Below are 26,305 nucleotides of genomic sequence, written 5' to 3' on the forward strand. Positions count from 1 at the left end.
GGCAGAATCTATTTGTATTTCAAATCAACGAATAGGTGCAGTTCACGATTGATACTGCCCATCTAAGATTATAGCAAATAGCTATAATGCTTGGCTATAGTCAGGTCTATCTTTCTAATTCAATGTCTGCAGAATAAATATGATGGGTTTTTCCTTCCAAATCTTCGACAAGTAACACCCCATCCTCCGTTATCCCAGCTGCTTTTCCATAAATATTTCCTGTAAGCGTTCGTGCCGTAATATTGTTGCCAATACTAATGGCATAGCTTTCCCATAATAACTTAATCGGGTAAAAGCCCTTTTCTAAATAAAGCTGATAGAGTGTCTCAAGCTTCGTTAGAACAGCTCGAATCAAAGCAGCCCGGTCAATTTCAACCCCCTCCTCTTGCATAAGAGAAGTAGCAATCTTTCGCAATTCCTCTGGAAAATCTTCCTCTTTCTGATTGACATTCATACCGATTCCAATTATAACCGAGATAATTCGATCTGAATCTGCCTGCAATTCGGTAAGAATGCCTGTCACTTTTTTCCCTGCAATTAAGATATCATTCGGCCATTTGATTTGCGGGGTCAGCGAAGTCATCTGCTCCATTGCTTGAACAACAGCAACAGCGGCTATTAATGTAAGCTGCGGCGCCTTTGGCGGGGGGATATTCGGACGCAAAATTAAGCTCATCCAAATCCCAGTGTATTTAGGGGAATGCCAAGCTCGGTCCATTCTCCCTCTCCCGCAGGTTTGCTCTTCTGCTACTACAAGCGTACCTTCTGGCGCTTCATCATAGGCTAATCTGTGGGCGATCTTTTGGGTAGATTCAACACTCTCTTCGTAATGTATTTGCTGTCCTAACGTATTGGTTTTTAACCCCAGACGAATTTCGTTTTCAGAGACGGTCTTTGATGTTTGTGTAATGCGGTAGCCTTTCCTTCTAACAGCTTCAAGAGTAAAACCTTCTTTCCGAAGATCTTCGATATGCTTCCAAACCGCAGTGCGGGAGCAACCAATTAAATCGGCTAAGTATTGTCCGGACAAATATTCGTCTTCATGATTCGTAAATGCCTCTAACAGCTTCTTCCTTACATCTGTTTGCATGACATCACCCACTCTCTTATTTGATTCGGCTCATTTAACAACTCTTGGTTCACAATCATTTCTTCAATTTCAGCAAGAGCATCTTTTATCCAAGGTCCGCCCTTCCGGTTAAGCCACTCCATTAAATCGTTCCCCGTCACTTTCAGTTCTTTAAAGGATCGGATCGCTAGCTGCTCGTGTTTGGCCGCAAGCTCATTTACTTCATTAAGCAAAGGTTGCTTCTTTAAGCAATTGTATAGCTTTTCTACACTGACTGTGTGTTCAACGCCTGCTTGATAGATCGTGTAGCTTGTCCATTCCTGCTGTTGCCTGTAGCTTAGCCACTTTACCATCCTTTGTATCTCACGGAGCCTTTTCACAGGAAGTTTCCATTCACGTAAAAACGGTTCCATTTCGGATTCAGGAATTTGAATAGTTGCGAGCAGCAGCGCCCAACGCTCTTCTAAAGTTAGCAAATCTATTTCATAATCAATCAATTGATATAAGCTGATTTTATACCCATCTAACCCTGGCAAATATAAATACAACCCTGTATCAATTAGCAAATGTAGCGCACGAGAATGATTCGTACCCATGAGTAGCTTTTCAAATTCTACTAACTTTCTCTCGACCGCAATATGTTCGAGTAAGTAGCCGAATTCTCTTAAAGATAAATATGTCTGCTCATCCAATTCAAACGAAAGCTTACTTACAAACCTTACCGCTCTCATCATTCGAAGGGCGTCCTCTCGAAAGCGTTCTTCTGCCTTACCTACGGTCATAATCACTTTTTCCTGAATCGATTGCTGCCCATTAAACGGGTCGATTATCGTCCCCCTCGCATCCATAGCAATCGCATTCATGGTAAAGTCTCTTCGCTTTAAGTCCTCTTCTAGTGATCGAATAAAATCAACTTTGGATGGCCTTCGAAAATCCTCATATTCTGCTTCGGAGCGAAAGGTCGTAATTTCGTATGCTTCCTCATTATAGAGAACAACAACTGTCCCATGCTCGATTCCAACATCAATCGTCTTTTCAAAGATTGTTTTTATTTCGAACGGGGTAGCCGATGTTGCGATATCAACATCATTTATCGGTTGATTCATTAGAAAGTCTCTAACAGAACCACCGACAAAATATGCTTCATAGCCATGCCGCTCGATCTCTTCTAGAACAGGCTTTGCCTTTGTAAACGCGAGGTTCATATTGTAGCCTCATCTTGTAAAAGCTGATAGTAGAGGTCTTCATACTGCTTGACAATAAGGTCTGCACGAAACCTTTCTCGAACAAGTGTGACAGATTGCGAAGCCAGACGGATATGTAACGCAGAATCTTTTAGAATAGCGATTGCTTTGTTTGCAATTTCATCAATATCTCCAAGACTACAAATGTAGCCTGTTTCACCATCTAAAATAACCTCTGGTATTCCTCCGATATTTGTCCCAATACAAGGAACACCACATGCCATCGCCTCTAAAGCTACCAGACCAAAGCTTTCTTTTTCTGATAGTAACAGCATTAAATCACTAATTGAATAGAGCTCCTCAAGGTTATCCTGCTTCCCTAAAAACAACACATTTTTCCTAATATTTAATTCATCTACGAGCTTACACACAACAGACATTTCGGGGCCATCTCCAACTAGTAAGAGTTTAGCCGGCACTTGGCTGCAAATTTTCGCAAACGCTTTAACAACATCTTGTACGCGCTTTACTGTACGGAAGTTTGACACATGAATGACTACTTTATCATTTCGGCAAATTTTGTATTCATCCCTTAAATGGGAAGAATCGATTTTTCGGTACACTCGCTCATCAATAAAGTTGTACACTGGCTCTATTCGCTTATCTGGGTGCAATAAATCATAGGTTTGACTAATAAGCGATTTGGAAACGGCCGTTACAATATCTGATTTTTCAATCCCGAATTTAATTGCTTCCGATAGAGAAGAATCATAGCCTAAAACGGTAATATCCGTACCGTGCAATGTGGTAATAATCTTTACATCTCGATCACTCATTTGCTTCGCTAGTATTCCACAAACTGCATGGGGAATGGCATAGTGAACGTGGAGTACATCTAGCTCTTCCCTGTTGATCACTTCAGCCATTTTACTGGCTAAGGCAATATCATAGGGAGGATATTGAAAAACTGAGTACTGGTTTACCTCTACTTGATGATAATAGATATTGTGATACATTTTCTTTAAACGAAAAGGCAATCCAGATGAAATGAAATGAATTTCATGGCCTCTTTCAGCAAGCATTTTCCCTAGTTCAGTAGCGACTACTCCAGAGCCACCGACGGTTGGGTAGCATGTAATACCAATTTTTAATTTTTTCATATACTTTCCCCTAATAAATCTTGATCTACTAACAATGGTTTCTTCTGTTTAAACCCTTCAGCATACATGACCCCTACTTCTTTTCCGAACATTCTTTCACGTGCCTCAATCGTTTCTATATACCCGTTGACTAACGGGGTATCCACGCTATTCGGATCCTTTGTAAATTGACTTTGATACGCTTTTAGACTTGCAGTTTTGTACTTTATAAAAGATGAAATATCAATAACAAAGTCAGGTTTATGAAACCCATTAATCATGTAATAATATGTATGTTCTACCCTGTGAGCTTCTAAGCCATTTGTTGTGGGGTAATTTCTAATCCCAGCAGAAAAAACAGCCTCCTCTACGATTTTCGCACAATTCCCATGGTCAGGATGGCGATCAATCGGAAACGGCATAAAGACAAGTCGAGGTCGATACTGCCTAATGACTCCCGCTACTTTTTCAATATATTCTTCTCGTAGGAATAATCCTCTGTCAGGCAGTCCAAGTGAATCTCGGAGACAAATCCCTAGAATCTCACCTGCTTGTTCTGCTTCTTTTTTCCGTAGATCCACCGTACCGTTCGAGGATAGTTCTGCCTGTGTTAAATCGATGATCCCAATTTGTTTCCCTTTTGAAGCATATTTGGCGATTGTGCCCCCCATACCAATTTCAACATCATCCGCATGGGCACCAAAAGCCAAAATATCTAATTGCATCTCCATATTAGTCCCCTTTTTTTCCATGTACGATCGATCTCCATGATAGGTCCCCACGTTCTAAGCCTTTAATGAGAATCTCGGCTGTCCCCATATTGGTGGCAAGTGGAACACTATACACATCGCATAACCGGATGAGTGCCGATACATCTGGTTCATGAGGCTGAACAGTTAATGGATCACGGAAGAAAAACACGCCGTCCATTTTATTATTGGCAATATATGCACCTATTTCTTGGTCTCCCCCAAGTGGTCCAGATTGAAAACGATGAATGGGAAGCTGAGTTGCCTCTGTTATTCTTAAGCCAGTTGTTCCAGTTGCAAATAATTGATGCTCCGCCAAAATATTTTTATAGGCAATGGCAAAACGAACAAGATCGTCTTTCTTTTTATCGTGGGCAATTAGTGCAATATTCATCGTATCGCTCTCCTACTCCATTATATTTTCAAGACCATAAACAAAAGTATCAAGCTTCATAACGGTATCGACTGCAAGCTTGACACCTGACATAAATGACGCACGATTAAAAGAATCGTGGCGAATCGTTAACGTTTGTCCATCCGATCCAAACATTACCTGTTGATGAGCAATTAACCCTGGAAGCCTTACTGAGTGAATATGCATACCGTCGTAATTGGCTCCTCTTGCACCGGTCATTGTCTCTTTCTCTTGTGGATGACCTTGCTCTTTCGTTTGTCTTACTTCAGCAATCATCTCTGCAGTTTTAACAGCTGTACCTGATGGAGCATCAAGCTTTTGGTCATGGTGAAGCTCCAAAATCTCTACATCTTGAAAGTATTTAGCAGCCATTTGCGAAAATTTCATCATGAGTACCGCGCCTACAGCAAAATTAGGTGCAATGATACAACCAAGTTCCTTTTCTTTGCATAGCTCTTCTAGCTCGTGAAGATTCTCTTTTGTAAAGCCGGTAGTTCCAACTACTGGTCGTACGCCATATGTAAGTGCTGTTGTTGTATGGTACATACCCGTTTCAGGAGTTGTGAGGTCTATAAGAACATCTGGCTTTGTAGATTGAAAGCACTGCGCGATATCGCTAAAGATCGGCACCGCAAAGTTTGCAAACCCGTCTAAGTCACTTAGCATTTTCCCATCATGCTTATGATCTATGACAGCTACCAACTCATATTCTTCTGCAATCTCAACCATTTTCACAGCTTCCTGGCCCATACGACCTCTTGGGCCAGCTACAACAACCTTCACTTTATTCATTCTCGTTATCCTCCAGCTTCTCAATTCTTGTCCAGCGATTTTTATCTCTCGTATTAAATTTATCCATCACCCGATTATGGGCTGTTTCAAGATCAATATGTAAGGAGTTTGCAAAGCAAATAAGGACGAATAGCATATCCCCTAATTCCTCTTCGATGGTGTTTTCCTTTTCCGAAGATTTCTTTGGCTTTTCACCATAGTAATGGTTCACTTCCCTTGCAAGCTCGCCTAATTCTTCCGTCATTCGTGCAAGCATGGCCAGTGGGCTAAAGTACCCCTCTTTAAATTGACCTATGTATTGATCTACTTCTTGTTGAAGTTCTTTTACTGTTTTGTCTGTCAACGTTATCACCTCAAACGAATTGAATCATTATGTAACCACTATGTTTGTTCCTTCATCAAATTTTGATATACCTCTATTCATGTTAGCTAATTACGCGAAGCTTTACAAACATTTCTCACTGATTTTCCTTTGAATTAAATATTTCTCCGCCTTCATTTTCCCCTCACATTGCCCCTTCTATTATTTTCAGATATAATTAAGGCGTTTGAACATGAGAAAGCGGGGGAATACACACGTGGTTTTTGGACTTAAATTAAAAAACATTTTATTTATCTTAATTGGAGCAGCTATTTTTTCTTTTGGAATTGTCCACTTCAATATGCAAAATAATCTTGCCGAAGGTGGGTTTACTGGGATAACGCTCTTATTGTATTTCTTATTTAACTGGGATCCTTCTTATACAAACTTGCTATTGAATGTTCCCCTCTTTTTAATTGGCTGGCGACTATTGGGACGAAACTCCTTCCTTTACACGATTATTGGAACTGTTGGAGTCTCTATTTTCCTATGGATTTTTCAACGAAATCAAATCAACATGCCTTTGTATGAAGATCTAACTCTTGCAGCCCTTTTTGCCGGAGTATTTATCGGAATTGGCCTCGGTATTATTTTTCGCTATGGAGGAACGACAGGCGGCGTAGATATCATCGCCCGCTTAGCCCATAAATATGTAGGCTGGAGCATGGGAAAAACGATGTTCATGTTTGATGCCATCGTTATTATCTTATCGTTAATTTTCTATTTAACATACCGAGAAGCGATGTATACGTTAGTAGCCGTATTTGTAGGAGCAAGAGTAATTGACTTTATGCAAGAAGGCGCCTATGCTGCAAGAGGCGCAATGATTATCTCGGATCTAAACGACGATATCGCATCTAAGATTATGGAGCAAATGGAGCGTGGAGTGACAGTATTAAAAGGCCATGGTTCATTTACGAAAAAAGAGCGTGAAGTACTCTACTGTGTAGTAGGGAAAAACGAAATTGTCAGATTGAAAAATATCATCAACTCCATCGACCCTCATGCATTTGTATCGGTTAGCGTCGTTCACGATGTGATTGGTGAAGGATTTACCCTTGATGAAAACAAGAAACCGATTGAACATTAATGACGTTCATGGCAGCATGAAATGATAAAAAACCAGTCATGACTTATAATCATGACTGGTTTTTTATTCTCGATTTGCCATACCCGAATAGATAAGAATGAATCGAAGCAACTCAAGGACTGCGACTGCTGCTGCGGCCACATATGTAAGAGCAGCTGCTGATAGTACCTTTTTTGTTTCTGATTCTTCATGAATCCGGATAATTCCTAGAGAGACTGCCTGATCCATCGCACGTGAAGAGGCATTAAACTCGACTGGAAGTGTGACAAGCTGGAATACAACGGCAGCTGCCATCAAAATAATTCCAAGCAAGAACATTTGACTCAACTGTACAAATATTCCAATTAAAATTAAGATCCAAGCGAACTTGGAGCTAAAGCTCGCAACAGGCACTAACGCATGGCGGAGACGCAAAAACGAGTACCCTTCCTGATCTTGGATGGCATGACCCACCTCATGGGCTGCAATTGCAGCTGCTGCAATTGAATGGTGATGATAATTAGAAGAAGACAGCCGCACGCTTTTAGCTCTAGGGTCATAATGATCCGTTAAATACCCTCTAGACTCTTCTACCCTTACATCATACAGTCCATTTTGGTCTAATATCTTTCTTGCAACCTCTGCACCGGTTAATTGAGAGGTTGAACCGACCTTTGAATATTTTGCATACGTGTTTTTCACTTTAAGTTGAGCCCACAGAGGCACTAAGATGATTAATCCAAAGTAGAGAAGAAACACATCAACCCCTCCAAATATCTTCAAGTGATCGCTCAAAACTTGGGTAGGTGTTCTTGCTATAAAAGCTTATTCCTTAAATTGCCTTGAACGGTTTCGTTGTTTTTCCCGATCTCCTCTATATTTTCTCCAACCAACGTAAGATAATGTAAGAATAATAATGCTACCTGTTGAAATGATCACCCACCATAAAGATGGATCTGCCTCATCCTCTGTCATCTCATCAAAAATCGTTTGTAAATCCGCTTCTAATTCTTCAAGCTGTTTTTGACTTGCTACCTCAGCTAATACTTGCGGACGGTAGTGATCGATATAATTAATTTTCGCATCGAGCTTTTGAATTTGTTCAACTGCTACATCAATTTTCAAACTTGGATAGATGACTTCATATAAAGATAAGAATGAATTGAACTGTTCATGAAACAGTTGATTATTCCCCCGATAAGCAGCTTCCTTTACTTCACCAAACACAGTCATAATCGAGTTTTCCATTTCTGCCCAAAGCGGTTGGTGAGTAGAGGAAATAGCATCCATAACTAAACGAAACTTGGTCACTCGGTTGATTCGTTCTTGATAATCCATATTTGCACTCGTTGCTGCCTCCATGGCATCGTTATGAGCAACCGTTACAATGCGTAATTCGTCCATCGTAAATGGACGATCATTTGAGGTAATCGTTAAAAACTGTTCAGAAAAATAATCCAATAGGTTTTTTGCATCCTCATATCGTTGAGTCTTAACCATTTGAAGTGCTTCATCAGAAAGATGATCAAGCTGATCGATAGGCGACGACTTTTCTGCATATCCGGATAGTGGCGTAAGTAAAATAGTGATTAATACGAAAATGGCGAATCTTACTTTCATCCTTGTCCCCCCTCCAATTACTACTAAAATGTATGTAAAAGTGGACAAGGTTAGACCAACTATTTCAATAGATCGATGATTAAATATTTAAGGTAAACCGGTTGTTCCTAATGCCATAATACCAAGCAATTCCAATCGAAACTATGCTTAACCAGAAGGTAAAATACCCGATTTGAGGAATATACATGTCTAGTACTGGATACCTAGGGAGCATAAAGAAAACGTAGTCAATTACATCATTATGTAAAGTCCAAATACCTGCAACGATAACATGCCACCATTTGATTCGATAAAATGGTGCATAGAGAATCCCTTGAATCGCCATTGCTCCATGAGATGCCATTAGCATATAGGCAACCCAGTCCAACTCGCCAGTTACAAAATAAACAAGAAGGTTCATGACGACTGCCCAAATTCCATATTTAAAAAGGGTGATAATCGCTAGCGCTTCCATCAGCGGCCAGTTCTTTCCTAATAAAAAGGCAACTAGAACTAAGACAAAAAACAAACTTGCAGTCGGGCTATCAGGCACGAAGAGTAGAAACTTATCAGGTGTCTGCTCCAATTGAGATCCGTACCAAATATACCCATATACCGTACCAACAATATTTACAATTAATAAAAGCCAAAGCACTTGGCGATTTCCAAGGATTGAATAAATCCACTTCATTTTCTTTCCCCATCTCTATCATAGAATTCCAGTTATATCTTACCATAAGTGTGTTCAAATAGTAATAAAGCTAGAGCTAGCAACATTCAATTCAGAATTAACTACCTTTATTTGTTCTTTCATTGAGGGGCCTGGTGATATCTGTGAATAAAAGAGAGATCCGTAGCTCTTTCCTATCTATCCGTGGAAAAACGAAAGATATCCGCGATTTCTTCCTATATATCCACCCTATTCGAAAGATATCCGTATTTCCTACTAATATCAAAATCTACTTCAAATCCGAACGGCAAAGCAAAACATACATCAGCTGATTTTCGCACACGAAAAAAGCTGACGAAGTTCGTCAGCTTTTTTACTTTATTTACTTTCGACGCTAGAGATAAACTCTGCAAGCTTTTGCAGCTCTTCATCTGTTCCCTTGAACAGGCCGCCTGGCATAGCACCTTTACCATTTTTAGCAATGTCAGCGATTTCATCTGGAGATAGGCCATTATCCACTAGAGGTGGAGAACCAGCTCCCCCTTCAAGATCTCCACCGTGACAGCTTACACAGCCGTTGGCTTCAAAAATTTTGTAGCCATCTGATTCTTTATCAATCTCTGCTTCAGCAACGATTTTCCCTTGGTTCTTCGCAGCTTCCCAATCATGGTTTACAACAGATTCCCAAGTTAAATACGTGATACCCGCTAAAGCTAATAGCATAAAGCCAGTAGCAAGAGGACGCTTTGATGGGCGACGCTCTGGGCCACGATCGATAAATGGAGCTAATAATAACGCACCAAATGCAAGTCCAGGAATAACAAACGCACCGATTGCATTATAAGGACCTGATGCAAAAGTATACTTTAATAGCTGGTATAGGAATAAGAAATACCAGTCTGGTAATGGAATATATGCCGTATCACTAGGGTCAGCGATTTTTTCAAGTGGAGACGGATGTGCCACTGTTAAGCATAAAAAACCGATAAGGAAAACTGCTCCTACCATCCATTCCTTTAAAAGGAAGTTAGGCCAGAAAGCTTCTGTTTTTCCAGGGTATTCCGAATAATCTTTCGGAATATTAGGCTTACGTTCTGAAGGTGCAGGAACACGTGAATCACCTACGAACTTCATACCTTTTCCACGATGCATTGAGAAATCCCCCTCCTTCTACACAAAATCATATAATAATAATTTTCGAATATGAATCTTACAATGGACCAGATATACCTTGCTTACGGATCATTAAGAAGTGAGCTCCCATTAATCCTAATAATGCAGCTGGTAAGAAGAATACATGAATTGCAAAGAAACGAGTAATCGTTTGAGCACCAACAATCTCTGGGTGACCTGCAATTAATGTTTTCAATTGCATCCCAATTAAAGGTGTTGACTCAATGATTTGAATTGTAACTTTTGTTGCAAATAATGCCTTCATATCCCAAGGTAATAGGTATCCAGTTAATCCAAGTGCTAGCATGACGAAGAAGATTAAAACCCCAACAACCCAGTTCAGTTCACGAGGCTTCTTGTATGCTCCTTGGAAGAATACACGTAACGTATGTAAGAACATCATTACGATAACTAAGCTCGCACCCCAATGGTGCATTCCACGGACAATTTGTCCAAAAGCAACTTCATTTTGTAGATAGTAAACGGATTCCCAAGCATTCTTAATATCTGGAACATAATACATCGTTAAGAACATACCAGATAAAATTTGGATCACAGTTACAAAGAACGTTAACCCACCAAAGCAGTATACAAACGCTGAAAAATGGTGCGCAGGATTTACATGCTCTGGTACTTCATGGTCAGCAATATCTCGCCACAAAGGCGTAATATCTAAACGTTCATCTACCCAATCATAAATTTTGTTTAACAATTATTACGCCCCCTTTCTTGGCTCAGCTTTTCCTAAGTATAGGAATCCGTCTTTTTCTTTAAAAGGAAATACATCTAGTGGTGCAATTGGTGGTGTACCTTTTACATTGTTACCATCTTTGGTATACAGACCACCGTGACATGGGCAATAGAAATGGTTTGGATTCGATTTATCCGTATTCCAGTCTACTACACAACCTAAGTGTTTACATACAGGTGACAAAGCGACGATCTCCCCATTTTCGTCCTTATAAACCCATGCAGTATTCGTAACTTCTGAAGTGTACCATGCATCTTGTTGTTCAAATGAATAGTCAACTCGGACTGGCTCAGCTGTGATTTCACTCACCTTCTGTGGAGTAGCAATAAAATCACCGCCAGCTTTGTGTTGTAAAACAGGATCAACCGCAAAGCGAACCATTGGCATTAGCATTCCAGCTGCCATGAAACCGCCTACACCCGTAAGTGTATAATTCAGGAATTGACGTCTTGAAACTCGATGTTTACTCATACTTTTCCCCCCTCTATTATGTAGTCAAGTCCAACGGACGAGTTAAACACACAATATAAAACTAGGACATAACAATGATATATCAATCTTTATTATAGGTCAATATAATCCTGTTGCGAAAACATGGCAAGAATGTGACCAATATTACTAATTTATTGTTGATTCCATTTTTGGACAAATATATTTAACAATTGTTTTACTTGATCTTCTAAAATCGAAACCTTATAGTTTTGATCCATATTTTCTAATGGCAAGGATGGGAGCCAAATGAGCGATCCTTCTAATTCGGTTTCCTTTGTTCTCCAATAGCTGTCTGAAGTCACATAAAAGACATGCTGAAACCCTTTTTCTTTGAACTCTTTTTCCCAGATTTTCAAGTCGAGGAAATTCTTTTCAGATGAATCATTCTTTAAGTAAGAAAAACCAGGCAGCATAATTAATCGCCCTCTAAATTGCCTCTCTAACTGATTCGTTAATAAAGAAATGAACTCTGTCATTGATACAGACGATTTCATATCCTCCCCTAACGAAATGGGAAGTAACGGAAGGACAATTGTGTCTACATATTCTCGCGATTTTAAATACATATCAATATCTTCTGAAATCCACTTCATTCGTTCCACTCCAAATCTATTCAAACTCTTTTCCATCATATCATTATCTATAGCATGGACCAAACAGAAAAATTGTGTCAGAACATTTACATTTTTCATATTTACCTGCATAATTCATACGGCAGCCGTCCATCCTTCTCAAAAAAAAAAAGGGGTTCGAAATTTCGAACCCCTTTTGGTGAAAAGCTTATCGCACTCGTATTCTTTTTAATTTGGAGGTTAATTCCTTAAAGCTTACTTCATCATGCTGATCTAATGCTTCATCAATTAATTGTAATAATTTTTCCTCTTCGAATTTTTGAAGACTCTCGGACAAAAACCTCTCTGCTATCAGTCTCTCTTTTTCAGTAATTTGAAGATTCTTTGGCATAAATGGATTTTCTTCTAAAACCGCCACGTATTGGTGAGCCTTATTGGATGCCTGGAAATTAAGTTGAATGAATATGTCCTCATCACGGTTCAACCTAATATCATGAAATGACTTTTCCGCATCTGTTGTCATCACATTTTCTTTATAAAAGCGGAAAGGAACTTCATCTACACAATGAGTTGACATCACTAAGCCTCGCGGACAAAACTGTGCATTTTCAACAAAATGAACCTTCTCCATTAGCTGATCATGACTCATTAAATAATTTAAAATCCAGACACATTCTCTTCTCTTTAACTGATAGTGATTAAGAAACCAACGAATAAAGTCTTTTTTCTCATTAACAGATACAGGGGTTGTCATTTTTATTTTCCCTCCTCTGTGTTTAAAGGTTCGTTCTAAAATTGTTCTGAAAGTCGACCTAGGATATCTTCATATTCCCCATTACTTGGATCATCCTTGAGTAGTTTAGTGAAAACTTCGATAGCCTCTGACCTTTTTCCTTCCTCAAACAGAAAATAACCGTAATCAGAAAGAAAATCCGTTTGATCTTTAAAGAAAGTATATGCAAGTTGGTATTTGTTTAATGCCTCCGAATATTTTTCGAGGTTTTGGAGAGCAAGGGCTGCATCCCATAAAAACTGAGGTTCTTCCTCTTCAATCGCTTCCATCATCTCGATAATCTCCAATACGTCCTCAAAGCGCTCTTGCTTAATTAATAATTTATTTAACACAAGTGCTGCTTCTGAAAATTCAGGGTCAAGCACTAACGCTTCTCGCAAATGCTTCTCTGCTTCCTCTTCCATATTTAGCTTTAACGCAATCTTCCCTGCATAATAATATAAATCTTTATTAAAATCATCTTGCTTTAGTCCTGAAGTAATGGCTTCATAGCATTCCTCTAATTGCTCTTCTCTTTCGTATGCTTTTGCTAAATTAATATACAAAGAGTGGTATTCATGATCAATTTCTTTTAACATGGTAAACTTCTCAATCGCGGTTTTATTATAGCCTGCCTGTAAAGCCGTAAAGCCATAGTTAAAAAGTGTGTTGATTTCAAGTCGGTCATCAAGAGCGGTTTCATAATAAGCTATGGCTTCCTCAAAAGCTCCGCCTGCACTTAGCGCATCGGCCATCCGTTGATGAACATTTACCCCAGCAATAACATTCTCAGTTTTTAATACTACTTCATAATACTTTATGGCATCGGTAAATCTTCCTTGCTCTAAATACAATTCTCCAAGTGCAAAATCTATGATGACTTCCTCCGGTAACATCGACTTCGCCTTTATTAGCTTTTGCTCACTAACTTCATAAAGTCCCTCCATTTGATAGAGATCCGCTAGCAGTAACAAAGCCTGTGGGAAGCTTGGATCGTGCTCTTGAACCTTTTCAAGTTCTAACACAGCTTGCTCTTCTTCACCTAGCTCCATATATGTTTCAGCTAATAAGACAAGGAGCTCTCCTTCTTCAGGGTATGCTTTTAACAAGGTGTGATAAAGAGACTTAGCCTCTTCTAAAAATCCATATTGAAATAGCTCTTCGCCTAGTAGAAATCTTTCTTCATTCGACCCTTTGTCAAGGATTTGGCGATAATGATTTAGCGCTTCTTCGTGTTCGCCATTTTCTAATAAAGTGACTATTTTATTTATTTTCTCCATATTGAATTCCTCTCCATCGCTAATCGACGTCTATTTGAAAATAGGATGGTGTGACAATTTTTACGTGCTCGCCAAAGCCTGGGCGAAAGTCGATCTTCTGACCTGCTCGAATGACTTGCCCTTTATGCACCGTCACCATTAACATATCACTATGATAATGAAACAGCTCCGAATGTTCAACATTCATGATTTGCCTACTTTTACGATAGAGATTGTAACTTACTTCTCTACCAGGTTGTATGCACGCCTTCAAAGGATAGATTCCCATTCTTGCTAATTGTTGCAATGTAAGTGGATTCTGGCTCGTAAGCTCTTCTTGAAATGCAGGTAGCTTTTCATTTTGAACTAGCTCATTCCACTCACTTATTACTTTCTTTTTAGCTCGCTCATTTTCCTGCTTGACAACCGGGATTAACGGACAATTGTACGGGAACAGTGCTTCTTTTATCCAACCCCATGGAATTTTCATCAGTTCTTCTTCGTGTCCAAATTCAATAAAAATTCCTGGAACTTTCTCTCTTTTACATTTTCGAATAAAGCTTGTGGTGAGTAGTGCGCTTGATATTTTCACACAAATAATATAATCAATTGGACTACTTAGTAGCTGCGTTTTCATTTTCTTAAGAGCTTCCTCGAATAGATATTCCTGTTTAACCTCAACGTACGTTAGAAACGCAGTACATCCTTTAGAAATCAGTTCGTCGGTGAAAAATGTTTTCATTTCTAAGAATGGCTTGTCCACTGGAATATTTGTCACCAATGGAATATGTGGAACCGTTAAATAATAGGGATCGGCATTCATACGCATATGGGAATACTTTTTAAATGAAGATTTGACAGAGGATATTTTCCCTTGTTGGATGAACAATGATGCTTTGGTTAATCCTTTTCCTGATAAGATATTGGCGTTTTCAATGATATATGTCATAGAACCACCCTTTTTATGGTCTTATGACAAGCTATGGTGAAACAATAAGAATTATGACTGAAATATAAAACAACCATAAGTATGTAGCTTCACAAGATTGGCTGATTAGTTGTTCATGGTCATTTGAACGTAGAAAGTGTTGATTTCCGTTACAGTACAGACAGCTTGACTCCCGGTTGGCGCTCGCCTAGACTCATCGGAGTCCCTCCTGCGGGGCATCGACTGTAACACTCATCCCACAGGAGTCAAGCATCCTCGTCTATGTAAATTAGAAAAATTTTGACAAACATTAACAAATATAATGCCTATTACCATGTTTATCCTTATTTGGTTTAACGTGTTGTAGATTTGCAGCGATTGGCTCTCTTAGGGCATACATCATGAGAGTGTTCGACCTAAACGAACTGTTTGTTTCAAGGCTACAATCAAAAAAGACCATAGAACAAGCTCAATTTACTTCGAGTTTGTCTATAGCCCATATTAGTAGCCACAAGGCTTTGGTTACTTCATTATTTGTTGTAGATCTGCAAAGAAGGTTGGATAGGAAACGGAAATCGCTTCTTCCCCCTCTAAGTAAACAGGCTCATTGCTTACTAATGAAGCAATGGCTAACATCATGCCGATCCGGTGATCACCATGACTAGATACATTTGCACCATGTAACCCCTGTCCACCTCGGATGATCATACCGTCCTCTGTTGCCTCGATATTCGCACCAAGTTTCTTTAGCTCATGAACAACCGTATCAATCCGATTTGTTTCTTTCACCTTTAATTCTTGAGCATCGCGGATGATCGTTTTTCCTTCAGCAGCTGTGGCTAACAAAGCAATAATCGGAAGCTCATCAATGAGCTTCGGAATGATTTCACCCTGAATGGTTGTAGCTGTCAGCTTGGAATAACGAATCACAATATCGCCAACAGGTTCACAACTATCCGCATCAGTTGGTATAATTTCCATGTTAGCTCCCATTTGTTCTAACACCTCTAAAATACCTGTTCTCGTTGGATTAAGCCCAACATTTTTTAGGGTAATCTCACTATCCGGAACGATAGCTGCAGCTACTAAGAAAAAAGCGGCTGAGGAGATATCTCCTGGAACTTGAATGGAAGTACCCTTAAGCGACTGTCCACCTTCTATATGTATCGTTAAGCCATCTTCTGTTATTTGACCACCAAATTGCTTAATCATTCTTTCAGTATGATCTCTTGTTTTCTCTTTTTCAACAAGCGTTGTTTTCCCCTTCCCTTGAAGCCCCGCAAAAAGTAAACTTGATTTCACTTGAGCACTAGCCACTGGCAACGAGTAATTCATCCCAGATAGTTCTCCCCCTCGAATCGATAGAGGAGTAAACTCTCCATTCTGTCTGCCATCTATTTTGGCGCCCATCTTTGCTAAAGGCACAGTTACTCTTGTCATCGGACGCTTTCCTATGGAATGATCTCCAATTAATGTTGCGTGAAACGGCCTACCAGCTAATATCCCTAGCAACAAACGAATAGTCGTTCCAGAATTCCCAACGTCAAGAACATCCGTAGGCTCTTGTAACCCTTCAAACCCTTTACCTTCGATTATGATCTGGTGTGCCTCTTCTTCAATACTGACACCCAATTTTCGAAAGCATGCTATTGTACATAAACAATCTTGTCCCATGAGGAAATTTGTAACAGTAGTCGTTCCGTTAGCGATTGCTCCAAACATAATCGAACGATGTGAGATCGATTTATCGCCGGGAACAAGTAGGTTTCCTTTTAAACCTGTACGATTATGAGTTAACTGTTTCATGATATCACCTTTTTCTAATCTTCAAAATCTATCAATTATGGCCCGATAGACGTTTGATAGGTTGTATATGTAGATAAGCATTTTTCCGCCTTTGATCGGTCTTCCTCTGTCTGAAAGCTAATCACTAATACTCCATTGATATCTTCTCTAGTTTCTAAAATACGAATGTTCGTTATACTAATTTCTTCTTTCGCTAAATAACCTGTAACCTCTGAGATAATCCCAGGGTAATCCGGAACATCGACAAATAAATCGTAAAAGGCTGGAATAGCGCCCTTTTGCTTTTGAGGGAGCTCATCACGAAATTCCTTCGCTGCTAAAAAATAGTGATAGATCTTTTCTTCATTTTCTTCAAGTAGCATCGTTTCGACTTTACTCATTTCCATTTTCCATTGGTGAAAGAGGGATAATAGCACGTCTTTGTTATGAATAAGAATGTCACGCCACATTTCAGGACTGCTAGAAGCGATTCGCGTAATATCTCGAAATCCCCCTGCTGCCAGTCTCGTCACAAGCTTTTGATCTTGGCTTGTAAGCTTAGCTTGATGAACTAATGAAGCCGCAATGACATGGGGAAAGTGACTTATTACGCCTGTTAACAAATCATGTTCTTCGGGCGTAATAACTAAAAATTTCGCCTTTGTTCCTTGCAACCAATGCTGTAGCTTTGCTATATACTCTTCCTTTATGTCCTCCTCTGGAGTAAGTAGGTAAAAGGCATTTTCAAATAGCAGGGTTTTGGCGGCTGATACGCCGCTTTTATGAGAGCCAGCCATCGGGTGTCCCCCAATAAAGGTAATCCCTTTGGTTTTTAATGCTGCCGCTTTTTTTACAATGGTTAATTTTGTGCTTCCTGCGTCCGTTATGATGACATCTCGTTTTAATGAGATGGTTTCAAGAACCGTTAATATTCGTTCAACTTCAAGAACTGGAGTGGCAATGATGATCAGGTCCGCATCCTTTGCCCCAGCTTCAATTGTCTCAGCGGCTTCATCAATAACTCCAAGCATTTTTGCAAGCTTACACTGCTCATCATTAATATCGTATCCTACTATTCTTGATTGTGGATGTTGTTCCCGAATGGATAAAGCTAGAGAGCCTCCAATTAACCCTAGACCTATAAGAAATACCTGTCCATTCATACCAATCACCGCCTAAGGTAGTTTTGATTTCTCTAGTTTTATGAAAAAGATGTACTTTTTTGAAGAAATTCTTTCATCTGCTGTATGATTTGTTTATTTTGCTCTTGGGAGCCAACTGTCACACGAACCGAAGTACTGAATCCGAGCGCAACTCCTGATCGTACGATAAATCCTTTTTCTAATAAATATTGGAAAACTTCATTCCCATTCACTTTGAAATCAATTAATACAAAATTCCCTTGAGATGGATAATAGTTTAATTGGTTCTCTTTACAAAATGTGTAAAATTGCTCTAAGCCTAATTGATTTTGTTTTTTGCACTCATTCACGAATTCCTGATCACATATCGCTGCATTGGCTGCTACTTGTGCAAATGTATTTGTATTAAACGGCTCTCTAATTGGTTCAATTTTTCGGATAATATCCTTATGTCCGATTCCATATCCTACCCGTAAGCTGGCAAGACCGTAAATTTTTGAAAAAGTTCGTAACACAATAAGATTTTGGTACTTTTTCAATAACTCAAGTGAATCATAATAATCAGGAGCTGTCACATATTCAAAATAAGCTTCATCAAGGACAACCAGCGTTTCTTTCGGCACTTGATCGATGAATGTAAGTAACTCACCTTTGTTTATGTATCTACCTGTTGGATTATTCGGACTACAAAGCCAAACAACCGCTGTATCCCCATCGGTTACCCTTAACATCTCTTCAAGGTTATGCTTTCCATCGATTAACGGAACTTCTCTGATTTCAGCCCCTTCAATCTTGGCATTGTGCCTATATTGCGGAAATGTTGGCGATGCCATTACCGTATTTGTATTTGGTCCGAGAAGTGCTCTTGAAATCATTTGGATAACTTCATCTGAGCCGTTTCCAAAAATCAATTCGTTTTCTTCAACTTGTAAGTGCTCAGCTAGGGTCGAGCGGAGATTTGCAGCGTACCCATCTGGATATAAAGCGAATGATTTTGAATACTGTGAAAGGGCAGAAGCCACTTGTTCAGAACATCCAAATGGGTTTTCATTTGACGCTAGCTTCACAATTTCTGTTAGCCCATATTCCTTTTTCACTTCGTCAATCGATTTGCCCGGCTGATATGGAGCAAGATTTTCAAGCTGATTTTTCCATTTCATCAATAACACCTCTTCAATATTTATTTCATGTGCGCGCTTTACTCCCCATTTAGGACGAGTAGATACATTACAAGTCTTTTTACATTGAGCTTGTTCTAATAGCTACTTAAACTTTCGCGAATTATCATAGTAAAGTACGAAAGTACCATTTCATATGATCATAGAATCAAAGGTTAGGGAGTGGATTTAGAAAGGATTTTATTTAGAAAGGTCTGGCCTTAATGCCTTAGCCTCTCGTAAATAAATATGATGTATTTGATTCTGTGGTATCGTCGTATTGTAATGCACCATTATGCGTATACACTTGGGCAAAGATTGTATAACTGGAATCTCCCTCATACACATGACAGGTACATATGTCCAGCCATCAATTTCTCGAATGGCTTTTGCTGGAAAAGCTGATGATAAATCATCTGTTACTGAGATGAATATGGAAGCTACCTGATCAGCTAGCAATTGATTTTCGCGAATCAATTCTCTTAATAATTCCTCGGTAGCCTCGACAACATCAACCTCACGATCTTCGCTTACAGTCGTTGCTCCTCTTATTCCTCTAATCATTCGCTTCCTCCTCTTTAAAACTTCATTAACTGATTTTTCAATGATTCTTCCCCAATTTCAATTAGAGCTGGTCGACCAATATCCTTTAATAGTACAAAATTGATATTCTGCCCGATTGTTTTTTTGTCCTGCTTCATACGTTCAATTAAGTTCTCTATTATTAAGCCACGTGGAATATCAAGGGAATAGCCTAGTTTCGTTACCCAGCTGATAAATTCTGCTTTATCCCATTGTAATCCCGCTATTTCCTCGCTTAATTGCAAAGCGAACAGCATTCCGATTAGCACCGCTTCCCCATGGGTAATCGCTCCATATCCAACCTCTGCTTCGATCGCGTGCCCTAATGTATGACCAAAGTTAAGATATGCCCGAATCCCATTTTCTTTTTCGTCTTCGGCGACAATTTTCCCTTTAATCTTTATTCCTTCTAGCAACATATATTGAAGATCGTCAAATGGTAAGCAATCAAGTTCATTCACGTTCAGTCGCAACCAATCGTAAAGATTTTCATCTTGTATCAATGCATGTTTTATCACCTCTGCAAACCCTGATCTTAACTCACCTTTCGGCAAAGTTTGAAGAAAGGATATATCATACACTACACCTTCTGGCTGATAAAATGCTCCAATCATATTTTTACCAAGGGGGTGGTTTATCGCTACTTTGCCCCCTACAGCACTGTCATGAGCTAGAATGGTTGTCGGAATTTGTATAAATGGAATTCCGCGCATAAAGCTTGATGCGACAAATCCGGCAAGGTCACCTACTGCCCCTCCGCCAAGGGCGAGTATTAATGATCTACGATCTAGCTTCTGCTCTAATGCAAAGCTTAAGCATTCATAGTATGTCTCAAATGTTTTCGCTGCCTCTCCTTTTGGCACGATGTGCTCAACTACTTGAAAGTCATTTAATACCGTTTTCACTGAAGGCAGGTGTAAGTTACTTACGGTTTCATCTGAGATGATCATAATTTTTGTTACCTTTAAAAAAGCATCTTGTAGAAAAATCGGTAACTGTTGAATAGAACCCGGTCCAATATAGACCGGGTAAGATTTAGATGGAGTGTGAATGATATGCTCTTGCATTAAAACTCCCTCGCATACTCACGCTGTTGATTAATTTGTTCAATTAATGCATCCATTCGATCAGCATAAAATTGAGAAACGATCATTGATGCAATTTCCCAAGCTACTACACTCTCTGCTACGACAGCAGCTGCTGGAACCGCACAACTATCTGATCTTTCAATACTAGCCGAAAATGGTTCTTTTGTTTCAATATCAACGCTCTGAAGTGGCTTATAAAGGGTAGGAATAGGCTTCATAACTCCTCTTACGACGATTGGCATTCCAGTAGTCATCCCACCTTCAAAGCCTCCCAAGCGGTTTGTTTTTCGGTAATATCCTTGCTCGCTATCCCAAGCGATTTCATCATGTACTTCACTTCCTGGCATGCGGGCCGCTTCAAAGCCAATGCCAAACTCTACACCTTTAAAAGCATTGATACTGACGATGCTACTAGCTATTTTCGCATCTAGCTTACGGTCGTAATGGACATAGCTACCGACACCTGGTGGCATTCCTTCGACAATTACTTCGACGACTCCACCGATAGAATCTCCATTTTCTTTTGCATCATCAATGGCCTTCATCATTTCTTTCTCAGCAATTGGATCGAGGGAACGTACGGGTGAGTTCTCTGTTATTTCCTGTATTTTGCTTATAGACGGATATGACGAATAGTTCGACTTAACTCCGCCTATTTCTACTACATGTGATGCAACCTCAATGCCTAACAGATGTAGAAGCTTTTTAGCTACTGCACCTGCCGCTACTCGAACCGTTGTTTCCCTTGCAGAAGACCGTTCCAAAACATTACGCATATCGCGATGACCGTATTTAATGGCACCATTTAAGTCCGCATGACCTGGACGTGGTCTTGAGATGACGCGTTTCATTTCGGCTTGCTCTTGATCCCCAAGCGGCTCCTGTCCCATGATTTTTGTCCAGTGCTTCCAATCATTATTTTCGACAGTTAAGGCAACAGGGGAACCTAACGTATATCCATGTCTTACCCCACTGCCTATTTGTACAGTATCCTTCTCAATTTGCATTCTTCGCCCTCTACCGTGACCCTTTTGTCGTCTCGCTAGCTCGTTATTTATATCCTCTGCTAGTATGGGCATTCCAGCTGGAAGACCTTCAATAATTGTCGTTAATTGAGGTCCATGTGATTCACCTGAAGTTAAATATCTCAATTCTCTTTCCCCCTTCAACTCATTAAAGGATTATGTATCAATATAACATAAGCTCAAACATAAGAATAGCAAAAGAACTAAAAATTAGAAATTTATTTGACCAACGTAATAAGCTTAAGATGATAAAGTTTGGAGTCATTTTAACATACCCCGTTTTATATCCAAAGGAAAAAATAAAAAGAGCCAGTACCTTCTGACTCTCTATGTCTCATCTATTATTTTCTACGATAAAAAAAAGTATCTTCTGTATCAAATTGATAGTTAGCTGGATTAAAGATTTGTTCCGTACTTCCTACAAAGAAAATACCGTCCTTCCGCAATGCTTGACTAAATTTAAGATAAAGCTGATCCTTCGCTTCTTCTGTAAAGTAAATCAGCACGTTTCGGCACACAATGAGGTCATAAGGCCCTCCAAAGCTATCTGCTAACAAATTATGCTTTTTGAAGGTTACTGTCTTTTTAATATCCTCTGACACCTTGAACATGCTTCCTTCTTTCGTAAAGTACTTTTTCTTTATTATATCAGGTACTTCATTTAGTGAACGCTCCGGGTATAGTCCAATCTTTGCGCGGGCAATCACGTTTTCATCTAGATCTGTTGCTTGAATTTGAATTTGTGAAAGAGGCATAAAATTAGATAAAATCATCGCAATCGTATATGGCTCTTCCCCTGTCGAACATGCCGCACTCCAAATTTTAAGCTTCTTATTTTCAGCAAGAAGTTTCGGCAAGATCTTCTTCTCTAGTACTTCCCAGCGCTTCGCATTTCGATAGAATTCTGATACATTTATCGTCATCCGATCTAGAAATTCGTATAGTAGTTCTCTGTCTTTTGTCATCCCATCATAGAAGTCACGAAAGGAGCGATACCCTTTTTTTTCATAAAGTGAAACAAGTCTTCTTTTCATTTGAGCTTCTTTATATAAAGAAAGGTCGATTCCTGTTTTCTTTTTGATATTCACCATAAAGTCTTGATAATCCTGTGACATATAGCCTCTCCATCCTTAGTCCTATTAATATATTTAGTATAGCGGAAAGCAAAGTAAATAGGAGAGTTTTTTTTGTCCATTTACCAAAAATTTAGGTATTAAAAGCTTACGTATAGAAGAAATCAATGAAATCGAGACACTATGTATCCGTTTGCAAAAAAAAGTACTTGTAACAATGTACAAGTACTTTTGTATGGATTAGTTAATCCATTGATTCATTAATTTGCCATAATTTACAAGCTCTTCTTCTTTGAAGAATAAGCCAATTTCACGAACCGCACTCTCAGGTGAATCAGAACCGTGAATAATGTTTTTTCCAACCGTTACTGCATAATCCCCACGAACTGTACCAGCTGCAGCATCTTTAGGATTTGTTGCACCCATCATTTGACGAGCTGTAGAAATCACATTTTCACCTTCCCAAACCATTGCGAATACTGGACCAGAAGTAATGAAATCTACTAATTCACCGAAGAATGGACGTTCTTTGTGCTCACCATAATGCTCCTCTGCAAGTTCAGTAGGAATGCTCATTAATTTCGCTCCAACTAACTGGAAGCCTTTCTTTTCGAAACGAGAAACGATTTCACCAATTAAATTACGTTGTACACCATCAGGCTTCACCATTAAAAAAGTTCTTTCCATGTTTTCCACTCCTAAAAATCTTATGTATAGTGAATCGTTAAAACAACAATCCACGAAAATAGTAACATTGTTTTGAAAATTTAGCAACCTCTTAAAATTTACGGTTGCCGATAAATCTCGCAATGTCCCTTAATGTTTTTTTTGCACGATTTTGAGGTAGCTCATCTAGAATGGCAAGCGCTTTATCCAAATACTGATTACTCATTTGAATCGACTTTTGAATAGCACCTGAATCCTTAATGGATTGAATCAACGTTTGAATGTCTTCTGGCTTCATGCTTTCGTTTACTTTTGCCACTTCAGCTCTAATCTTGTCATCTTCCATAGCAAATAAAACAGGCAACGTAATATTTCCTTGTAGCAAATCGCTGCCAGCAGGTTTCCCTAGCTCTTTTTCTGTTGCTGTAAAGTCTAGAATGTCATCCGTTATTTGAAAGGACATCCCTACATAGTAGCCAAATTGAAAGAGCTTTTTATGAAGCTTTTCATCGACACCTGAAGCAATGGCACCAAGCTGACAACTTGCAGCAATTAATAGAGCCGTCTTCCGTTTTATGCGGCGAAGATAATCTTTTAAATGCTGGTCGACCCGATATTTATCTTTAATTTGTTCAATTTCACCAATACACACTTCAACAATGGTGTGTGCTAGAATTTGATGCGCTTCTGGCTTGTTAATTGTTGTAATTAACTCTAACGAACGTGCGAAGATATAGTCACCCGTATACATGGCAATACGGTTATCCCATTTGGCCTTAATCGTTGGCTTTCCACGTCGAAGTTCAGCATCATCCACTACATCATCATGAACGAGTGAAGCCATATGAATTAATTCTAACGATACAGCTACTTTTTTCATTACATCCATATCATAGTCACCAAATTTCCCAGCAAGCAAAACAAAAACTGGACGAATCCGTTTTCCTCCAGCTTGTAATAAGTGCAAGGACGCTTGTCGTAACAATGGTGCTTGAGCCTGTATCGTATCCTCTAGCGCTTTTTCAATTATTGTTAAATCAGAATTTAAAAATGAATACATCATCTTTAATTTCATACGTATTCACCCAGCTTTTTTTGAACTTCTAATTTTCTTTATATCCTAAATGAACAGCCGCAGCGCCACCGCTATATGGCTTGTACACTACTCGATCAAATCCGGCTTCTTCAAACATTTTCACAAGTTCTTTCATCCCCGGAAAATCACGAGCTGATTCTTGCAGCCATGAATATTCATCATAGCTCTTTGCAAACAATTTACCGAAAACCGGCATAATGAAACGGAAATAGAAATAGTAAAGCTGTTTATAGCCAATCATTGTTGGTTGAGAAGTTTCTAAACAAACAGCCACTCCACCAGGCTTCACTACACGGTGCATTTCCTTTAGAACCTGTAAATAGTCAGGAACATTACGAAGCCCAAAACCGATTGTAACATAATCAAACGAATTGTCTGGAAATGGTAATTCCATCGCATTCCCATGAACTAATTCAATATTCTTCAAAGGATGTTTCTTTACTTTTTCTTCCCCGATTTTAAGCATATTTTTACTAAAATCAAGTCCAATGACATGACCTTCTTGTCCAACGGCATCCGATAGGGAGATCGTCCAATCAGCCGTTCCACAACAAAGGTCTAGCGCTTTAGAACCCTTTTGAACATTCATACGCGCCATTGTGTCTTTACGCCATTTCTTATGCAGCTGAAAGCTGATGATTGAATTCATTTTATCATAATTATCGTAAATGCTTTCGAAAACTTTATGTACACGTTCTTCTTTAGATTGTTGCATGTTTCTACCCTTCTTCCACAAAAATAGTTGGTAAAGGCTGATGTTGCTTAAAAATGGAGAGCATTCTTTGATTAATTAATTCGTTGAAAAATGGAATGTTCGTCATCGCCTTTTCTAAGAGTAGCTTAGAATTCATTATATAGCGATCGCATAACGCTAATAAATATCGTTGCTTCTCTATTGAATTCTTATGGGTGACTGAGCGTGCCAGTTTTTCTAACCCATCAAATACGATCGATGGACTCCCACTAACAAACTTTTCTCTTTCACTTATTAACCTTTTCACGAATAAGAGATTGGATACGAATTCATACCAGCCTGACACTTGAAAGTAACTGCTTAATTTACTATATAATGAGCCTTCAATCATTTTAATTGAAGCCATTAGTGTTTCTAGATCATCTGACTCTTTTTGGTAAACACTGATTTTGTGTTCATTGACATCCTTAATCCCTTCAGCCAAAATTTGGATCATATGAATATCTTTCATATCTGCTAAAATTTTATAGTAAAGACCACTGTAGTAATCACCAGCTAAAACGGTTAGCTGACGGGTTTTTAAGCTACCTTCTTCCAAATTAGCGTTAGAAACATGTTCATGAGTATCAAGGGCAATTTGAATCAGCATGATTGTAATTGCATAATTGCTTATTTCTTCTTCTGATAGATTAAGCTCCTTCAGAATGGAGAGGAGCAGAAGAATTTTATCTTCATCAATATCAGGACTCTCAATATACCTCATTAAATAGGGATGAGATACCTTTTGATATATCTTCTCCTTCACATCTGCTAGTTGTTTTTGGAATTCTTGCAATCTAATCACCCTTGTTTCCCCATATTTATATGTATACTTCTTGTTCGTTTGTCATTATGTATAACATCACTGTTAATTATACCTATATCCGTTCACACAAGGCAGAAACAATTATACCATAAATGAAGCCTTGTTGGGGAAATGTTAATCGATTTTCTTTTCATCTAC

At 39.0% G+C, this 26,305-nt stretch carries 29 protein-coding genes; 1 reads left to right on the forward strand and 28 read right to left on the reverse strand.

The window, feature by feature from the left end; translation table 11 throughout:
• Positions 1-106: 106 nt before the first annotated feature.
• Genes LS684_RS13185 through LS684_RS13215 form a run of 7 tightly spaced genes read right to left on the reverse strand, consistent with a single transcriptional unit; the run spans position 107 to position 5,691 of the window.
• Positions 107-1,090 (reverse strand): biotin--[acetyl-CoA-carboxylase] ligase, encoded by a 984-nt coding sequence (locus LS684_RS13185; RefSeq protein ID WP_233806570.1) that lies wholly within the window; start codon positions 1,088-1,090, stop codon positions 107-109.
• Positions 1,075-2,274 carry a CCA tRNA nucleotidyltransferase gene (locus tag LS684_RS13190; protein ID WP_233806572.1) on the reverse strand — a complete coding sequence of 400 codons (1,200 nt, stop codon included), beginning with the start codon at positions 2,272-2,274 and terminating at the stop codon, positions 1,075-1,077. The genes LS684_RS13185 and LS684_RS13190 overlap by 16 nt, the downstream gene beginning before the upstream one ends.
• Positions 2,271-3,413, reverse strand: coding sequence for an N-acetyl-alpha-D-glucosaminyl L-malate synthase BshA (gene bshA / locus LS684_RS13195; RefSeq protein WP_233806574.1), 1,143 nt, complete (start codon positions 3,411-3,413; stop codon positions 2,271-2,273). The genes LS684_RS13190 and bshA overlap by 4 nt, the downstream gene beginning before the upstream one ends.
• Positions 3,410-4,123, reverse strand: a complete 714-nt coding sequence (gene bshB1, locus LS684_RS13200) for a bacillithiol biosynthesis deacetylase BshB1 (protein ID WP_233806576.1) — start codon at positions 4,121-4,123, stop codon at positions 3,410-3,412. Before bshB1 ends, bshA begins: the two co-directional genes overlap by 4 nt.
• 1 nt (position 4,124) lies before the next feature.
• The gene (gene mgsA / locus LS684_RS13205) at positions 4,125-4,535 is read right to left on the reverse strand and encodes a methylglyoxal synthase (RefSeq protein WP_233806578.1); all 411 of its coding nucleotides are present in this window, start codon (positions 4,533-4,535) and stop codon (positions 4,125-4,127) included.
• 12 nt (positions 4,536-4,547) lie between these two features.
• Positions 4,548-5,348, reverse strand: coding sequence for a 4-hydroxy-tetrahydrodipicolinate reductase (gene dapB, locus LS684_RS13210; protein WP_233806581.1), 801 nt, complete (start codon positions 5,346-5,348; stop codon positions 4,548-4,550).
• Positions 5,341-5,691 carry a nucleotide pyrophosphohydrolase gene (locus LS684_RS13215; RefSeq protein WP_233806583.1) on the reverse strand — a complete coding sequence of 117 codons (351 nt, stop codon included), beginning with the start codon at positions 5,689-5,691 and terminating at the stop codon, positions 5,341-5,343. The genes dapB and LS684_RS13215 overlap by 8 nt, the downstream gene beginning before the upstream one ends.
• 235 nt (positions 5,692-5,926) lie before the next feature.
• On the opposite strand from LS684_RS13215, the gene LS684_RS13220 reads away from it, so the two are divergent.
• On the forward strand, positions 5,927-6,799 hold the full coding sequence (locus tag LS684_RS13220) for a YitT family protein (RefSeq protein ID WP_233806585.1): 873 nt from the start codon (positions 5,927-5,929) through the stop codon (positions 6,797-6,799).
• Positions 6,800-6,862: 63 nt separating this feature from the next.
• Here the strand turns inward: LS684_RS13220 and LS684_RS13225 are convergent, their stop codons facing one another.
• From LS684_RS13225 to LS684_RS13325, 21 genes are all read right to left on the reverse strand, one after another.
• Entirely contained in the window at positions 6,863-7,537 is a 675-nt protein-coding gene (locus LS684_RS13225; protein ID WP_233806587.1) for a zinc metallopeptidase, read from the reverse strand.
• Positions 7,538-7,603: 66 nt separating this feature from the next.
• The gene (gene ypjB / locus LS684_RS13230; protein ID WP_233806589.1) at positions 7,604-8,398 is read right to left on the reverse strand and encodes a sporulation protein YpjB; all 795 of its coding nucleotides are present in this window, start codon (positions 8,396-8,398) and stop codon (positions 7,604-7,606) included.
• 79 nt (positions 8,399-8,477) lie between these two features.
• On the reverse strand, positions 8,478-9,068 hold the full coding sequence (lhaT, locus tag LS684_RS13235; protein ID WP_233806591.1) for a lipoprotein heptaprenylglyceryl N-acetyltransferase LhaT: 591 nt from the start codon (positions 9,066-9,068) through the stop codon (positions 8,478-8,480).
• 357 nt (positions 9,069-9,425) lie between these two features.
• Positions 9,426-10,199, reverse strand: a complete 774-nt coding sequence (locus LS684_RS13240) for a menaquinol-cytochrome c reductase cytochrome b/c subunit (RefSeq protein ID WP_233806593.1) — start codon at positions 10,197-10,199, stop codon at positions 9,426-9,428.
• Between the two features lie 58 nt (positions 10,200-10,257).
• Positions 10,258-10,932 carry a menaquinol-cytochrome c reductase cytochrome b subunit gene (qcrB, locus tag LS684_RS13245; RefSeq protein ID WP_233806595.1) on the reverse strand — a complete coding sequence of 225 codons (675 nt, stop codon included), beginning with the start codon at positions 10,930-10,932 and terminating at the stop codon, positions 10,258-10,260.
• 3 nt (positions 10,933-10,935) lie between these two features.
• Positions 10,936-11,442, reverse strand: a complete 507-nt coding sequence (locus LS684_RS13250) for a Rieske (2Fe-2S) protein (protein WP_233806597.1) — start codon at positions 11,440-11,442, stop codon at positions 10,936-10,938.
• Between the two features lie 152 nt (positions 11,443-11,594).
• The gene (locus LS684_RS13255; protein WP_233806599.1) at positions 11,595-12,056 is read right to left on the reverse strand and encodes a YpiF family protein; all 462 of its coding nucleotides are present in this window, start codon (positions 12,054-12,056) and stop codon (positions 11,595-11,597) included.
• A 187-nt stretch (positions 12,057-12,243) separates the two neighbouring features.
• Positions 12,244-12,789: a ReoY family proteolytic degradation factor gene (locus LS684_RS13260; RefSeq protein ID WP_233806602.1), complete on the reverse strand. Its 546-nt coding sequence runs from the start codon at positions 12,787-12,789 to the stop codon at positions 12,244-12,246.
• Positions 12,790-12,824: 35 nt separating this feature from the next.
• Positions 12,825-14,087 carry a tetratricopeptide repeat protein gene (locus LS684_RS13265; protein WP_233806604.1) on the reverse strand — a complete coding sequence of 421 codons (1,263 nt, stop codon included), beginning with the start codon at positions 14,085-14,087 and terminating at the stop codon, positions 12,825-12,827.
• A gap of 19 nt (positions 14,088-14,106) precedes the next feature.
• The gene (locus LS684_RS13270; RefSeq protein ID WP_233806606.1) at positions 14,107-15,015 is read right to left on the reverse strand and encodes a hypothetical protein; all 909 of its coding nucleotides are present in this window, start codon (positions 15,013-15,015) and stop codon (positions 14,107-14,109) included.
• A gap of 501 nt (positions 15,016-15,516) precedes the next feature.
• Positions 15,517-16,800, reverse strand: coding sequence for a 3-phosphoshikimate 1-carboxyvinyltransferase (gene aroA / locus LS684_RS13275; protein WP_233806608.1), 1,284 nt, complete (start codon positions 16,798-16,800; stop codon positions 15,517-15,519).
• Between the two features lie 35 nt (positions 16,801-16,835).
• Positions 16,836-17,942, reverse strand: a complete 1,107-nt coding sequence (locus LS684_RS13280) for a prephenate dehydrogenase (RefSeq protein ID WP_233806610.1) — start codon at positions 17,940-17,942, stop codon at positions 16,836-16,838.
• Positions 17,943-17,980: 38 nt separating this feature from the next.
• The gene (hisC, locus tag LS684_RS13285) at positions 17,981-19,081 is read right to left on the reverse strand and encodes a histidinol-phosphate transaminase (protein WP_233806612.1); all 1,101 of its coding nucleotides are present in this window, start codon (positions 19,079-19,081) and stop codon (positions 17,981-17,983) included.
• Positions 19,082-19,279: 198 nt separating this feature from the next.
• Complete coding sequence (gene aroH, locus LS684_RS13290) at positions 19,280-19,642, reverse strand: chorismate mutase (RefSeq protein ID WP_233806614.1); 363 nt, start codon at positions 19,640-19,642, stop codon at positions 19,280-19,282.
• Positions 19,643-19,656: 14 nt separating this feature from the next.
• A complete protein-coding gene (aroB, locus tag LS684_RS13295; RefSeq protein ID WP_233806616.1) occupies positions 19,657-20,727 on the reverse strand; it encodes a 3-dehydroquinate synthase in 1,071 nt (356 codons plus the stop codon).
• Positions 20,727-21,899: a chorismate synthase gene (aroC, locus tag LS684_RS13300; RefSeq protein ID WP_233806618.1), complete on the reverse strand. Its 1,173-nt coding sequence runs from the start codon at positions 21,897-21,899 to the stop codon at positions 20,727-20,729. The genes aroB and aroC overlap by 1 nt, the downstream gene beginning before the upstream one ends.
• Positions 21,900-22,114: 215 nt before the next feature.
• Positions 22,115-22,888, reverse strand: a complete 774-nt coding sequence (locus LS684_RS13305; RefSeq protein ID WP_233806620.1) for a CheR family methyltransferase — start codon at positions 22,886-22,888, stop codon at positions 22,115-22,117.
• Positions 22,889-23,086: 198 nt separating this feature from the next.
• Entirely contained in the window at positions 23,087-23,533 is a 447-nt protein-coding gene (ndk, locus tag LS684_RS13310; protein ID WP_233806622.1) for a nucleoside-diphosphate kinase, read from the reverse strand.
• A 91-nt stretch (positions 23,534-23,624) separates the two neighbouring features.
• Positions 23,625-24,587 (reverse strand): heptaprenyl diphosphate synthase component II, encoded by a 963-nt coding sequence (hepT, locus tag LS684_RS13315; protein ID WP_233806625.1) that lies wholly within the window; start codon positions 24,585-24,587, stop codon positions 23,625-23,627.
• Positions 24,588-24,615: 28 nt separating this feature from the next.
• Positions 24,616-25,323 (reverse strand): demethylmenaquinone methyltransferase, encoded by a 708-nt coding sequence (locus LS684_RS13320; protein ID WP_233806627.1) that lies wholly within the window; start codon positions 25,321-25,323, stop codon positions 24,616-24,618.
• Between the two features lie 4 nt (positions 25,324-25,327).
• Positions 25,328-26,146: a heptaprenyl diphosphate synthase component 1 gene (locus LS684_RS13325; RefSeq protein ID WP_233806629.1), complete on the reverse strand. Its 819-nt coding sequence runs from the start codon at positions 26,144-26,146 to the stop codon at positions 25,328-25,330.
• Positions 26,147-26,305: the final 159 nt, after the last annotated feature.

It is taken from the genome of Cytobacillus spongiae, assembly GCF_021390075.1.